This is a genomic window from Pseudomonas brenneri (assembly GCF_007858285.1).
Classification (GTDB): Bacteria; Pseudomonadota; Gammaproteobacteria; order Pseudomonadales; family Pseudomonadaceae; genus Aquipseudomonas; species Aquipseudomonas brenneri.
The window spans coordinates 113,248-127,230 of sequence record NZ_VFIL01000007.1; the positions used below are offsets into that span (position 1 = coordinate 113,248).

Here is a 13,983-nt window from a genome sequence, read left to right on the forward strand (position 1 = left end):
GCCCGCCACAGCCAACCCCCAGAAACACGAAAGCCCCGCAATCGCGGGGCTTTCGTATGAATCTTGGCGGGAAACCAGGGATTCGAACCCTGGGAACGCTATTAACGTTCGCCGGTTTTCAAGACCGCAATGCAAACTCAAGCGGGCTGGTACCTTGAAGGCCTTCGGCGTTCCTTTACTCGCAGCAACCAACCAAGCTACAGGCCACATTCTGCAAGGGGTGCGGTTTTGGTTTGGGAACTGTTTTTACCCCTCCCCCGGCGTTCCGCCGAATGAAAAAAATACCAAAAAAGCCAAAGACTTATGAGATACACCATGACTGCTTTCGGCCAAAAGCAGTCGTTGGTGATGGACAGCTCCCGGCCAAAAGCAGACGTTCAAAATGGCAGGTATCGACCCGAAGCGGGCATTACTAAAGCGTGTTGAGTCGTGCCTCAGCCGTTCCGGTCTCGAGCTATTGCGCTACTTGCGACAAAGCATGAATGACATCCGCAACCATCTTTTCAGCACTGTTGATCCCGTCAATCCGTAAGACCGGAGCGGTCTGCTCTGATAGCCACGCCTCGTGCCACGCCCGGTTGCGTCCTGAAAAGTTCGGATCGTCATACTGCGAAGCCCATTCCCGAAAGGCTACATGTATCTCATGCATGTCACCGCCCGGTGCTATCCGATCTCCAAAACGCTCCTTTTCACGGGCGGCCAGCCGTTCAAGGCGAGTGGGTGTTGGAGTTACAACGAAAACAATCAGATCGACATGGGTAATCAGCGCTTCTCCCCAGACCATGCAAGAACCGGTCAGCACCCAATCGTCATCACCGAACTTTTGCTGGATCAATGACACGCGCTCACTGGGAGTTCGCTTGGTCGTAAAAGGAGGGTCAGTGGGCATCCAGAAGTAATCATCGACATCGACCTGGCGTACACCGAGCAGAGTCGCGACGTTTTGACCCAAAGTAGTCACGCCCGCACACGAAGCACCTGTAATGTAAATCCGCAATTTTTCCTCCATGAATACAAGTCTGTTTCGAGGCAGGCAATATATCCCTTACTCGATTGGGTCTCACTTTTTTCTGGGCTGCAAATGACTGCTTCTGGCCGGAAGTGGACATCCTTAGAGCAGCCGTATCGAACGCCAACTGCTACGCTGTTCACTCCAAGGAGGAACACCGATGCCGAACTCTGACCTGCTCCCTTCCCTGCTGTCCAAAATCAACGAAAACCAACTCGCCCTTGAAGCAGCCATCATGGAGCTTACGAACTGGGTTGAGCAGCAAGGCGGTACCGAAATCGCCGACAACGTTCGTGGCGCGCTGGATGCCATCGACCGGAATGAAGAGTTCATCAAGATAACGCTTTCAGTGATGATGGCGCCAGAATGACAATCGAGAGGAGCAGAATTACACAGCGATTTTCAATGGGTAGTGGTAAGTAGCGAAAGCCAATGAATCCGGGGGTTTTCTCCCTCATAAATACCCGGATTTACCCTGCTAAACACAGTCATTGGTACAAAAAGTGGTACAAGATTCACCCCCTCCCCCGGCGTCCTGCCGACCGAACACAAACCACCACCAAACAAGCTTCAAGATTGCCAGTCTGAGACTTATAGATAGCCCGTGCTCGGCCAAAAAAGCCCCCCTCACTACTTGACTAAAAGCCATGACAGCAGCCGCAGACAAACTCAGGAATGCCTTATGTTCACTGCCCGAAACGGTCGCTAAAGTGTTCTGCCGTCCATATCAAACAGAAGGCAAAACTTGACTATTATCAATGACTTACATATAATAGCGGTCAGCGGTCAGCGGTCAGCGGTCAGCGGTCAGCGGTCAGCGGTCAGCGGTCAGCGGTCAGCGGTCAGCGGTCAGCGGTCAGCGGTCAGCGGTCAGCGGTCAGCGGTCATGAACCTTACGATAAAGATTTTTTCATTCGTCGTTATGTCATCGGTTTATATTCCTGGCGCATTTGCGGCTTGGTCGATAGGTGATTGCCAAGAAGCTTGGAACAATAGAACTGCTACTTTGAGTTTTCAGGGGCCGGCATCGTTAAACATACCCGAGGATACCCCCTCAGGAACGGTTGTTTATGAAGAGACCAAAAGCGGTGTTAGTGCAACCATCAGATGCGATACACCTGCTGTGTTTGGCATTAAATCTAACCCTGCGCTCATTGAACAACCGGCGGGAGGTAATCTATTCCCCATCAAGGGCACTGGACTCTCTTGGCAAATCACTGCGTCTGAGGGCGGACTGTTAGCGGGGCCAGTTCCTTCAATACCACCAGGTAGAATTTTGCCAACACTCCCCCCTCTTAACATTTGGTACACCTGGTCCAGTAACAGAAATAATTTCAAATTAGAAATAATTAAAACCGGCAACATTACTGGCAAAACGAAGTTGCCTGCAGGCATTTGGGGAACTATCAAGGCCAACCAAATGGCCATGATCGACATTGTCATGTCAAAAGAGGTTCCTCAGGAAGCACTATCGTGCGTAACACCTAACATTTTGGTGCCAATGGGTGAATATACACCGAGTGACTTCAATCACAATGGACAAACCCCTCCTATCGGCTACAAAATCGGGCTTATCAATTGTCCCAAAGGTATCAAGAAAGTAACTTATGCACTGATCGCCACGACCCCAGTCATTGATCGAGAAGGAGGAATAGTTTCAATCAATGCCAGCTCTACGGCCGAAGGCGTAGGCCTGAAACTAATGAATGATAACGGTCTACCGATCAAGCTGAACCAATCTTACACGTTTTCTGATTACAACACGGCCGGGGGGAACTTCTCCATTCCTTTAACCGCTTCCTATGTACGGCTACAAAGCCAACAACTTGTTTCTGGCTCGGCCGATACTGAAGTCACCTTTTCAATCAGCTACTTGTAATATAAAGTTAGAGTGCGGAGTCGTACACTTTTGAAGCAATGGGTATCAGCAAGAAGTTTTCCTGTTTGGGGTACGCTGACTATCCATCGAAATTTAAAAAACCATTCACCCCCCTCATTTGCAAGAAATCGTCCACAGTTGATCAAGCCTTGTCGTATAACTCTGGCTCATCATCTCCCGACGCATCCCCCAGTCAGGGTTTGTCGGAACGCTGGCCGACCGCAGCGTTCCCCTTCCCCACCGTCCATTGATCTGGTCCAGCACCGTCATCACCCTGGTAGCCTCCGCAGGCTGCGACACGGCGAACAGATCGTCGGTGTACTCGCCCGGCTGGCAAAGGTTGAGCAGCATCACCTCGGCCTTGCTGTATTTGAAGCCAGGCCGGTAGATATGGTCCACCGCATCAACCGCAGCCTTCGTGAGTAGGCGCACGTCGTCGGTTGGATAAGGCAGGTCAACCACCACCCCGTTCGCATACTTGGCCTCTTCCGGGTTGAACATCCCGGTTCGGATACAGACGCGAACCTTCTTGCACAGTGAGCCCTGGGCCCGGAGCTTTTCAGAGGCCCGCATCATGTAGGTAGCCAGCGCCTCCTTGATTGGCGGCAACTCGGTCAGGCGCTTACCGAACATCCGGCTACAGCAGATCTCCTGCTTCGGTGGGTCGGGCTCGTCAAGCTCCAGGCACGACGTGCCGGCCAACTCCCGGGCAGTCTTCTCAATCACGATGCTGAACTTCTTACGCAGCGTCCATGGGTCAGCCTTGGCCAGGTCCATGGCGGTCTTGATGCCAAGTGCGTCGAGGTGGAGTTTCATTTTTCGGCCGACACCCCACACCTCAGACACGTCGGTATTGCGCAGCACCCAGTCACGCTTGACCTGATTCGTGATGTTCACCACGCCACCGGTCTGAGCCTGCAACCGCTTCGCCATATGGTTGGCTAGCTTGGCCAAGGTCTTTGTGGGAGCAATGCCGACACCTACAGGGATGCCAGTACCGCGCAGCACCTGGGCTCGAATCCTTCGTCCGAGGCCGTCTAGGTCATCGATACCGGTCAAATCGGCGAAGGCCTCGTCAATGTAAAGGAAAGATTGTGAACTATGGACATAGCCACAGAGCAGTCATGGTCTGCTGTTGACTCTGATCTCTGATGTCCATACTTCACCTCCATTTTCCCGCGAAAAATCTAGGGGGTGCCCATACGTCATTGCATTGATCCAACCCTCTATTAGCTGCATCGCGTTTGACCTTTTTTCAGCTGACGTCCCTAAGCACTTGCGCATATGCGTAATTGCATGGACTTGACCAGCACACTGGTTAGCCTTGACCGGCAGAAATCGGCCAATAGCTGCCGGTCGCGAGAGGCATAACACGGCCAAAAACAGGCGGTGGAAAAATTGGTAGCGAGTTGGCATCATCGGCGTGCCCTAATCGCTCACTCAGGAGCTGCCACATCAAGCATTCCGGCTAGCTCTGGTCAATCTTTCCTTAAAAGTAATCTTCGCGAAGCTTGTATAAAGGAGCTCTTAGAGTCTCATGCCCCTTAGAACTGCGAATATCAAAACCACATTACACAGTTACCCGATGATGCTTCAAGCCGCAGTGGAAGGACATGGTATCGCCGTCGGCTGGGCTCGAACTGCGGGGAGGCTGGTTGAAAGCGGAGACTTGAGAAAGCCCTGCGCTGAAAGCGTGTTTTTACCGCAAGCGATATCTGTTTTTAAACGCCCTGTTATTACCGAGCAAAGAGAAACCAACTCCCTGATAGAGTGGCTCAGGATTGAACTGTTAGAATCGATAGATTAGACGCACGAGTTCCCTGATCGAAACGCGACCGATTCGACTACCGGTTGCCACCTTATGCGGTAGCAACTCGGAAATTTCACTCGCCCGCTGCGTCGGCAGGCGCGTGAGGACGTCCTTCAAATAAGCATACGGATCATGCCCGTTGAGTCGCGCCGACTGGATCAAACTCATGATTGCCTCTGCCCGTTTTCCGCTTCGCAGTGATCCTGCAAAGAGCCAGTTCTTGCGTCCAAGAGCCCATGGCCAGATCTGGTTCTCTGCCCAGTTGTTGTCTATGGGTACGGCCCCGTCAGACAGTGCTGCCCAGCGTTTCAGGCTGTAATCCAGTGCTCTGCTGATGGCTAAACCTTCAGGCACGAGATCGCGCTGGGCGATCATCCAGGCGTGCAGCCTATCCATCGCCGGGACAGCATTTTCTTGCCGTCTTCGGCGCCGCAAATCCGGTTCCAGGCCGCGCACTTCGCTCCCGATTTCATACAGCAACTGGATGTAGCGAAGAGTCTGTTCGGCCAGCTGGCTTTTGTTGGTGGTGTAGAGTTCGAAGCTAGCCTTGTAGCCCCCCAAATCATTACACACCAGCTTGCCCTTCCAGTCTTGCAGGAAGTTGCGAGCATGCTCCCCCGCGCGGCTGGGGCTGAAGTCGTAGACAACAGCCGCTGTTTCGCAGAACTGGCTGGTGGCGTAGGCCCACACGTAAGATCGGTGGGTTTTCTTTGATCCCGGAGCAAGCATTTGCACCGGCGTTTCGTCGGCATGGATAACCTGTTGCCCGAGCACTACGTCGCGCAGCGCATTGACCAAAGGCTGCAACTGCACACCAGCCCGTGGTGGCCGCCATGATAGAGCGGGCATGACTTCACCCGAATCGGAACCGAATAGGGACGATGTATCCCGCGACCAACGCAGCACCGCAATCTTCAAGGCCTAGGCTGAAGACGACATCGCCACCGCGGATGCGACCTATGAGCAGCAGGCCTGGGCCTGCCGGTTTCGAGAGCCCGAACGCACCTAAAATCATCGCATAGTTAAAAGAGGCCGGCTTCGGCATCTCGACGATATCGGCGAAAGAGGTATGGCAAGAGGTTGCCCGCATCCTGGACCGGTACCGCCAGGCGTACTGACGTCAGCGTAAATAGCGCCTAGCTGCGCGCCGGCCAGGCCGCCATCGCAACAGCGAGCACATCGAGCAGCGCCGCTTGCTCCCCACCGTGCTGCGCCTGCAGCGCCAGGCCCTGCATCAGCACCGCATAATAGTTGGCGAGGCTTTCCGTGTTCGTGCTGGGCGGCAACTCCCCGACCATCACCGCCTTATCAAAACGAGCGCGCAGTGTGAGCGCAACGGTGGCTCGCCGTCGCGCCAGCTCGCCCAGTGCCTCCGCTGACACTTCGCCGCTTTTCAGCGGCGCTTGCGTGATGAAACACACACCCGGCCCGTGCGGATCGGTGGACATCATCACACCTTCGCGCAGCAGCCGCTCGACCCCCGCCCGCGCGGAGGGGGCGGAAAGGCAGGACTCTAGGAGCTGTGCGCTCATGCGCGAGAAGCGTTCGAATGCTTTCAGGTAAAGCGCTTCCTTGTTACCGAAGTGCAGATAGAGACTCGGCCGGTTGATCCCCATCGCTGTGCAGAGATCATTCATCGAGGCCGCTTCGAATCCCTTCGACGCAAAAACGCCCGTTGCGGCAACAAGCGCTGTCTCGATGCAAAATCCCAAGGGCCGCCCCCCGAGATTTTTGATTGAAGAATTTCCCATCTTTTTTAGAGTACCTTAAGGTTTTTTACCGACAGATACAATTCCTTATTGACTTAGCCGAATTCGCAACGCTATCATAAAACCAATCGGTACAAAACCTCTGTTGAGCAGAGCTCCTTCCACAACCAACCAGGGGCCAACATACCGAATAAAGCAAACTGATCCAGGATGCACTGTCACGCCCAATTTTGTACCTTTCGGTAAAAAACATAACGCAAAGGAATATACTCATGTCTCAAAAACTCGCAGGAAAGGTCGCCATCGTCACCGGCGCCTCAACCGGCATCGGTGCCGCGATCGCGCGGGCACTGGGTGCCGAAGGGGCTTCGGTCGTCGTCAATTACAACACCGACCAAGCCGGGGCGGAGATCGTTGTAGCAGATATCAAGAAGGCCGGCGGCAACGCCGTTGCCATCGGCGCGAACATCGCGAAGAAGGAATCGGCGCAAGCCGTCGTGGACACGGCGATCGATTATTTCGACCAGCTAGATATCGTCGTGAACAATGCCGGCAGGCACGAGGTCGCAACCGTCGAGGACTTCGACGAAGAACTTTACCGGCGGACATTTGAGACCAACGTGTTAGGCACAATGCTCGTCACCGCCGCCGCCGTGAAGCACCTCAAGACGGGCGCCAGCATCATCAACCTCGGCTCAGTCACGACGCACTTCTCGATGCCCGGCTCCTCTGTTTACACAGCATCCAAGGCCGCAATAGATGGTTACACCAGCGTCCTCGCCAACGAGCTGGGACCGCGCGGCATCCGAGTCAACGCCCTGAAACCCGGCTTGACCGCGACCGAAAACGCGGTTGCCAACGGCATCCCCGACTCCGATTTCGCCAAGGGTTTCATCTCAAGAACGCCGCTCGGCCGCCTCGGCACGACCGACGAGATAGCCAAGACCGCCGTCTTTCTGGCGTCCGACGACTCCGCCTTTGTCAACGGCGTCCACCTGCTGGTCGCCGGCGGCCTTCGCTAAGGCCCAGCGTCTGACAGAGCGCAACCATTAGTTCATTAATACCGAACAATTAAACAATGGCGCTACCACACCTACCTCAGCAGTTCATTATTTCTGAATTAAAGGACAATCTCATGAAAAACAAGGTCATTCTCATCACCGGTGGAACCACCGGCATCGGTCTCGCCACGGCGCAGCTTCTCCTCTCAGAGGGCGCGAAGGTGATCGTCACCGGGCGCAACCCAGCCACACTGGACGCGGCGAAAAAGGCACTCCCGAATGCCATCGTAATCCAATCCGATTCGGAGGACCTCGCCTCCGTGCAGAGCCTTGGCGCAGCAGTGAAAGAGCACACAGATCATCTCGACGGTGCATTTCTGAATGCCGGCGTGATCACTCAAACTCCCTTTGAGAGTGTCACTGCGCAGGAATACGACAACCAGTTCAACGTCAATGTGCGGGGCCTTTACTTCCAGCTTCAGTCCGTGCTGCCGCTACTGAAAAACCCAAGCTCGGTAGTGTTCACGTCCTCCATCGCAAGCAGCATGGCGTTCCCCGGCGCTTCGATCTATTCCGCCACCAAAGCTGCGGTCAACTCTTTCGGTCGGGTGCTCGCTATCGAACTTGCTCCGCGCGGTGTCCGCGTGAATGTGCTCAGTCCGGGGCCGATTGACACGCCGATCATAGGCAAGACAGGGCTTGATGCTGAGACGCAGAAGAGCATGGTCGCCGCAATGATCGAGAAGTCTGTTCTCAAACGGCTTGGCACCCCCAATGAATGCGCCAAAGCCGTACGCTTCCTGCTCTCAGAAGACTCCTCCAACATTGTTGGCATCGAACTGGCCATTGATGGCGGCTTCCGGCTAGCCTAATCCGTCTCGCCCCAAATGGCAGGCCCGGTTTTTTATTGACAGTAAAAAACCTACGTAAAGGAATGGCTTATGCCTCAACAGGTTTGGCGAATATGTTGTTTCACACAGCCATGGAGAGGCCAACCTTCGTGTTCCGCCCGACCATTTCATCGGTAGTCCAGACATGGACTTCGAAATTACTCAGGGGCACCCTAGGTCCAGTACGTATCCACCATGCATGCGCGGCATCGGCTTTGCGAAAAAATTGACCAGAGCATGTAACGCACAGCATTAGGGTAACCACTGCTGAGGCTGGGTGGCGATGCAAATAGAGTGCCTGGCTGATGCGCGTATTGCTATTGATCGAGCTTACCTACTGACCCTCCTCGCTCCTGGAGAATCGATAACATTGACAACGTTTGCCGCCATTACCGAAAGCTCTGTAAGCAAGGTAGTTGTACTTAACGTATTGCAATACGTGGCGGACATAGACATTCAACTGCAATGAGGTGCCGACCTGAGCCGCGTCGTACCGCTCACCGCGTTCGATGCTCAGGCTCGGATCTTCGTTGGCGGATGGCCCGAATGAGGTGCGCAAGGGAATTGAATTATTGCCAAAGTACAACTAACTAACGCGGATACTCCAAATCATACGGCACTAAGAAAGATGAGAGTCAATGAACAATCGTGTATTTATCACTGGTGGTGCCAGTGGCTTGGGACAAGCTCTGGCTCTACACTATGCACGCGATGGCTGGGATGTGTGTATTGCAGACCTCAATGACGTTCGCGGAAAGGTCACCAGTCGGCTGCTGAAAGCCCATGGCGGTAAAGTGCTCTATTTCCACGCAGATGTAACGATAGAGGCTGACTTGCAGCGCATCGCCGATGCGCTACGGGTGCAATGGAATGGCCTTGACTTGCTCATTAACAATGCCGGGGTCGCCCAGCTAGGCGCCATCGATAAAGTTACCTTGAGCGACTGGGAGTGGATTCTCAATATCAACGTGCTCGGCGTGGTGCGAGGGTGCAAGGTATTCACTCCAATTTTTAAGAAACAAGGGCATGGTCAGATTCTTAATATTGCGTCTATGGCCTGCTTGCTTGATGTGCCATTGATGGCTTCCTACAACGCGTCAAAAGCCGCTGTAGTAGCGCTCAGCACAACCCTCGATCAGGAGTTGATGCAGTACGGCATACGCGTCAGCGTGGCCTGCCCATCGTTCTTCCATAGCAATCTAGATGAATCCGTGCGCTCAACAGATCTTGGCACTAAGAGGCTGATGGACAAGCTGTCGGCTCGCGGCGAGCTTGGTGCCGATGAAGTGGCCGAGCGTATTGTCAAGGGTGTAACTAGCAGTCAGACCTACATCTTCCCGCACATCAAGGGAGAGTGTATGTGGCTGGCCAAACGCTACCTGCCGCACCGTTGGTTCAGTCGTATTTTTCAGTATTACGTGAAACGCATGCTACCCAAGCCGGCAGCGCTAAGCCAAGACTGATGCATTTGCTGACGAAGAAGTTTGCGCACGACGCCAACATACCAGAATGAACGGTTCGCCCAAGGGAAGAACTCGATGTGACGGCGGTGGATTACAGGCTGAAACAATGGACCAGAGGTCTAGCCGGGCAGACGGTGAGTTGTGGCACGAAGTAAGTGTGTCCCGAGATGATGTAAGAAAAGGCCTCTATGATGAAGCAAGGAACTGTCTGGATGCGCTAGCCGGCTTCCGCAACAACTTCCCTGCCGCACTCTGTGAATTCGAGAGACTCGAAGCCTTGGAATTGGTACCGCCGCGCTGACAGTGCTGGTTGAGACTGACTTTGAGGCCATATCAAGCCCCGCTCAATCTTCACAATCCGATTTCAGCACATCCAGCCCGGGCGCCGGTTTGGTCGATGAGTAGGTGCACATGAAGTTTCCGTGGCCCTCCAGAGCCGACGACGAGCAAGCATTTACGAAGGCTCAAACGGTGACCCGGATTTGATTTGTCTAGCTTGCCAGCAACATTACAGTGCTCTGTTGTCTAGTTCGTATTACAGAATGACTGAAATGAGTGCTTCATGCCGGAGATTATTCGTATGAACAACGGCGTAGCTCGTGACCTGTAATGAACATTGTGTTCTCAAGGAACCAACTGTGCAGTCTGCAATTAAAAGCCAAGAAATTGTCAGCGATACAAGTCGTCTTGCTGGCATCGTCAGCAAGATTGTGCGCAGCGACTGCGACCAGCTCACCGCCGTTCCCGGCCTGAGCCTACATCGGCGTAATTCTGCGTCAGCGTCAGTGCACTGCATTTACGGATTGGGTATTGGCGTTACCTTGCAAGGCTGCAAGCAAGTTATGGTCGGGAAGGAGGTAATTAGCTACGCGCCTGGTCAGTCCATAGTTACCAGCGTTGACCTCCCAGTTATTTCGCATGTAACTCAGGCCAGTTTCACAAAACCGTTCCTCGGTATGATGCTTACGTTCGACAGCGCCACGGTGATACAGATCGCCGAGCGAATGCGTTTATCACAACGCCTCAGAAATGACGGGTTCCGGCCTATTAACGTACAGGCGTTGGACGTTGGGGTGCATGATGCGCTGTGGCGTTTGGTTAGGCTACTCAGTGAGCCGCAACTGCTTGAAACACTCGCACCGTTGATCAAGGAAGAGATCATCGCACGCTTGTTAAGCGGAGCTCATGGCTCACAGTTGCTACATATCGTCACCGGGAGCTCGCCCAGTCAACACATCGCCAAAACACTTACCTGGCTGAAACTTAACTTTCGCCATGCGCTGCGCATGGACGATTTGGCGGCTAATGCGAATATGAGTCCTTCTACCTTCCGCCAGCATTTCCGTACTGTTACAGGTATGAGTCCACTGCAGTATCAGAAACAATTGCGGCTGCAGGCAGCTCGACAGTTGATGCTGACTCAGTATGTTGACGCGAGCAGTGCAGGAGGGTCGGTGGGTTATGAAAGCTCGTCGCAGTTCAGTCGCGAATATCGTCGCTTGTTCGGAGAGCCACCTCAGAGGGACATCAAACGCATGCGGTTGCAACAAATAGCGACCAATCGTTGAGCGTGGACTAGTCTAACGGCCAAATCGTCTACGCTGTAACCGTATTGGCGTCACCGAACTTGCCCCCTCAGAGAAACTAGGCCAGGTCGTGACAACCATACTGGAGTGCTCGTTTAGCTTGGGTAATGGGTGAAATAATAGGGCGCTACCATTTATACTCCACCCCTGGTATCACTAGCTTTGTATAGAGCAGCCAATGAGTAACTCGGCTTGCCTTACTATTTCCAACGCGGTTTTAAGGTGTGTTGGCTGTTCCAGAGCCGCAGATGAACAGGGCACTCCGCTCGCGTTCGGTGAGCTTGAAGCTGGATAGATCTCTAGCATCACTGACATGTACTTGTATACTGATTAAGCCAGATAGAGGCAGGTAAATGCTTCCCGCGCATGACCAATTCCGTCACAAGCCGTTGCTAGTGGGAGCTGACCAGTAGTGAGTTCAACGAACTGGTCAAGCCGGGCATCACGGGCTGATACGTTCATGAGCGCGCTTCAAAAAATAGACTTTAGGTCCTGGGCCTTGCTCAGCGGTTCGATCATGGCGAATAGGTTATTCCTTGAGTTCGCGCGCTGCCAGCGGAGGCGAATTCAATTCGCCCAATTCTGCAGTTAGAATGTATAAGTGATTGGCAGCACCGTCGGTTTGTCCTCGACTTTCAAGGCTCGGGCCGCTTAAAACGGCAAATGCGACTCGCCAATAATCCACGAGTAAAACACATTATCTCAGTTGCGCATTGTGCACGAAATCATCTGCTCGCTTGTCATCGGTGAACATCCAACACCCAGCGGCAGGCCTGTTAGTACGTGGTTCTTCTCGGCATAAGGCACCATAAAATTCGGCGCCCAAGGCAGGGGTTCGCCTGCGGTATAGAATGCAAGTCAATGTCGATAAAATCCCCTCTTACGCCTTTCAGCCTCTCCAATGCCTGTATTAACTCGGATAACGACCGTTCTACCTCTTAACCAGATTACACCACGCCCTGGCGCCACGACTGACTCGACCACAAATTCTATCAGGAACCGTGCGCCGTTCTCTAGGTTCACCCCGTAGCGGTCGTTACGAAAGATGGCGGGCTGAGAAAAAACTCTGGCAGAGAAAGCCGTTAGCGAAATGTATTTCGAGCCACCGTCTTCCCTCCCGGACTGCAGCACTGGAGAAGTCATGTTGCGTGCGTTGAATATCTGCGTCATTTACTCAGAGTTATGCGAGGTACCGGCCCAAAAGAACAATGCTTTGGGTACAATGGGCGTTAGGCTTGGGGATCGACTCTGCGCTTTACCAAGGCGTAGCGAAACCGGCTTACCACACCTGCATGCACCACTTGAATACCTGCCACGGCCCCAGTTGCCTTGATGGAGTGTGCTACAGATGAAAAATAAGTTATTTGTGGATTATTCCAGAGCCCCGTTCCCCCCAAGATTACCCGCCCCCCCTAAGAAAGACGTTAGTAGACTCTACCATCATCGGACCGGACGGCCTTTTTTGGTGAAAGTTTCATAGTGGGTCTTGTGCCACTCACTCAGCAACCCGTCATGTACGTGGTAATGGCAAAGCGGCGAAGCTAGGATACGGTTGCCCAGAGTAACGTCTTTCAAGGCATAGTGCGTGAAAAGAGAGGTCATCGTTTCGGTCCTACTTCGTTAATAAGGACTACCACAGTATGAAGCTGCCTCTGCATAGGAGGATTGCTCAACTGGCGCTATTATTTGTCGTAGCCGTATATTACAAATTATGTGAGACCATCTTGATACCTAATCCGATGAGCCCGCTCTATAGTCGATGAAAGATGTAGTCGACCTGCGGCCGCTCATCCAGAGCAAGGCCTGCGGCCTGCAGTTGCTGCCGTAACTCAGGGTCGTCAACTCGTATCTTCCATTCGTGGCTGGTCGATACCCTCATCCCGGCGTCGTAATGATGAATGGCCTCAAGTAGAGACGCTCGATCAGGCAAGTACACCGCCATCGCATTATCTTTCCAGGCAGCAACGCTAATCCCCATGGCTTCACAAACAGCAATCTTGGCCTGGGCGTCGTCCCTGTCAGCCTGACGAGAGCGCTCGACTTGATCGTCTAGCACCGGGTCGACGATCCGGTCGGTGAAAAAGACCTCGCCCTGCTCCCAGACCTCCGGTGGGCAAATCTTGTTTTCCGGGTTAAGGGCAATAAATGGATTGATTTCCATCGGATAAATGCGACAGACCAGTGGCCGCTCCTCATAGATTCCGCAACGACCGTCTTCGCCCAAGTTCGGACATTGCTGCAGCGCATTACCCGCGAGCACTGCAACCGCCCGGACCCAGGCATCACCACTGGCGACGTCCACTCCCCGTTGTGCGCTATGGGCATACTGTCCCGGCTCCGATGGCCAGGTCGACTCATCAAAAGCCTCTAGTATCACGGCCACCTCATGCCCGCGCTGCAGCCACTGCCTCGTTTCATTCAACGTCAATGGAACCAGACGCCCTTTGCAGCAAATTCCGCAGCCATTGCAAGCAAACCGGACACCATTATCTTCCATATCAAGCGCTCCTCTTCGATCATCCAAAGACTGTCTCCTACGTCTTGCTGAGTGTTAGACCCAATGATTCAGGCGGAGTATACGAAGCAGCTTGTGGGTCAGGTTGCCTGAACCGGCTATTTGCTTGCCTGATACGGGG

General features: G+C 53.6%; 9 protein-coding genes and 3 pseudogenes. 7 read left to right on the plus strand and 5 right to left on the minus strand.

Annotated elements, in window-relative coordinates; all coding sequences use genetic code 11:
* Positions 1 to 454 precede the first annotated feature (454 nt).
* Positions 455 to 997, minus strand: coding sequence for an ATP-binding protein (locus FJD34_RS16810; RefSeq protein ID WP_090293173.1), 543 nt, complete (start codon positions 995 to 997; stop codon positions 455 to 457).
* A gap of 172 nt (positions 998 to 1,169) precedes the next feature.
* On the opposite strand from FJD34_RS16810, the gene FJD34_RS16815 reads away from it, so the two are divergent.
* Both FJD34_RS16815 and FJD34_RS28380 read left to right on the plus strand, forming a co-directional pair.
* On the plus strand, positions 1,170 to 1,379 hold the full coding sequence (locus tag FJD34_RS16815) for a hypothetical protein (protein ID WP_065944383.1): 210 nt from the start codon (positions 1,170 to 1,172) through the stop codon (positions 1,377 to 1,379).
* Positions 1,380 to 1,754: 375 nt separating this feature from the next.
* Positions 1,755 to 2,888: a fimbrial protein gene (locus FJD34_RS28380; RefSeq protein WP_090291312.1), complete on the plus strand. Its 1,134-nt coding sequence runs from the start codon at positions 1,755 to 1,757 to the stop codon at positions 2,886 to 2,888.
* Between the two features lie 114 nt (positions 2,889 to 3,002).
* Here FJD34_RS28380 and FJD34_RS16825 read toward each other — a convergent pair.
* Positions 3,003 to 3,968, minus strand: a pseudogene (locus FJD34_RS16825) (DUF4113 domain-containing protein); the annotation flags it as partial.
* 487 nt (positions 3,969 to 4,455) lie between these two features.
* Here FJD34_RS16825 and FJD34_RS28385 point away from each other — a divergent pair.
* Positions 4,456 to 4,695: pseudogene (locus tag FJD34_RS28385) on the plus strand (LysR family transcriptional regulator); the annotation flags it as partial.
* Here FJD34_RS28385 and tnpC read toward each other — a convergent pair.
* Positions 4,692 to 5,520 (minus strand): annotated as a pseudogene (gene tnpC / locus FJD34_RS16835) (IS66 family transposase); the annotation flags it as partial. The pseudogenes FJD34_RS28385 and tnpC sit on opposite strands and share 4 nt — an antisense overlap.
* 314 nt (positions 5,521 to 5,834) lie before the next feature.
* Complete coding sequence (locus FJD34_RS16840) at positions 5,835 to 6,449, minus strand: TetR/AcrR family transcriptional regulator (protein WP_090291315.1); 615 nt, start codon at positions 6,447 to 6,449, stop codon at positions 5,835 to 5,837.
* Positions 6,450 to 6,679: 230 nt separating this feature from the next.
* Here FJD34_RS16840 and FJD34_RS16845 point away from each other — a divergent pair, with 230 nt between their 5' ends.
* From FJD34_RS16845 to FJD34_RS16860, 4 genes are all read left to right on the plus strand, one after another.
* Positions 6,680 to 7,429, plus strand: a complete 750-nt coding sequence (locus tag FJD34_RS16845; protein WP_090291316.1) for an SDR family NAD(P)-dependent oxidoreductase — start codon at positions 6,680 to 6,682, stop codon at positions 7,427 to 7,429.
* Between the two features lie 113 nt (positions 7,430 to 7,542).
* On the plus strand, positions 7,543 to 8,280 hold the full coding sequence (locus FJD34_RS16850) for an SDR family oxidoreductase (RefSeq protein WP_157695987.1): 738 nt from the start codon (positions 7,543 to 7,545) through the stop codon (positions 8,278 to 8,280).
* A 656-nt stretch (positions 8,281 to 8,936) separates the two neighbouring features.
* On the plus strand, positions 8,937 to 9,761 hold the full coding sequence (locus FJD34_RS16855) for an SDR family oxidoreductase (protein WP_090291318.1): 825 nt from the start codon (positions 8,937 to 8,939) through the stop codon (positions 9,759 to 9,761).
* A gap of 638 nt (positions 9,762 to 10,399) precedes the next feature.
* Positions 10,400 to 11,329, plus strand: a complete 930-nt coding sequence (locus FJD34_RS16860; RefSeq protein WP_090291319.1) for an AraC family transcriptional regulator — start codon at positions 10,400 to 10,402, stop codon at positions 11,327 to 11,329.
* Between the two features lie 1,768 nt (positions 11,330 to 13,097).
* Here FJD34_RS16860 and FJD34_RS16870 read toward each other — a convergent pair.
* The gene (locus tag FJD34_RS16870; protein ID WP_090291320.1) at positions 13,098 to 13,844 is read right to left on the minus strand and encodes a YkgJ family cysteine cluster protein; all 747 of its coding nucleotides are present in this window, start codon (positions 13,842 to 13,844) and stop codon (positions 13,098 to 13,100) included.
* Between the last annotated feature and the right edge of the window lie 139 nt (positions 13,845 to 13,983).

Bases quoted from the DNA above. Each gene is read 5' to 3' on its own strand.
- FJD34_RS16815 (WP_065944383.1), top strand. From the start codon at position 1,170: ATGCCGAACTCTGACCTGCTCCCTTCCCTGCTGTCCAAAATCAACGAA.
- FJD34_RS16840 (WP_090291315.1), bottom strand. From the start codon at position 6,449: ATGGGAAATTCTTCAATCAAAAATCTCGGGGGGCGGCCCTTGGGATTT.
- FJD34_RS16845 (WP_090291316.1), top strand. From the start codon at position 6,680: ATGTCTCAAAAACTCGCAGGAAAGGTCGCCATCGTCACCGGCGCCTCA.
- FJD34_RS16850 (WP_157695987.1), top strand. From the start codon at position 7,543: ATGAAAAACAAGGTCATTCTCATCACCGGTGGAACCACCGGCATCGGT.
- FJD34_RS16855 (WP_090291318.1), top strand. From the start codon at position 8,937: ATGAACAATCGTGTATTTATCACTGGTGGTGCCAGTGGCTTGGGACAA.
- FJD34_RS16870 (WP_090291320.1), bottom strand. From the start codon at position 13,844: ATGGAAGATAATGGTGTCCGGTTTGCTTGCAATGGCTGCGGAATTTGC.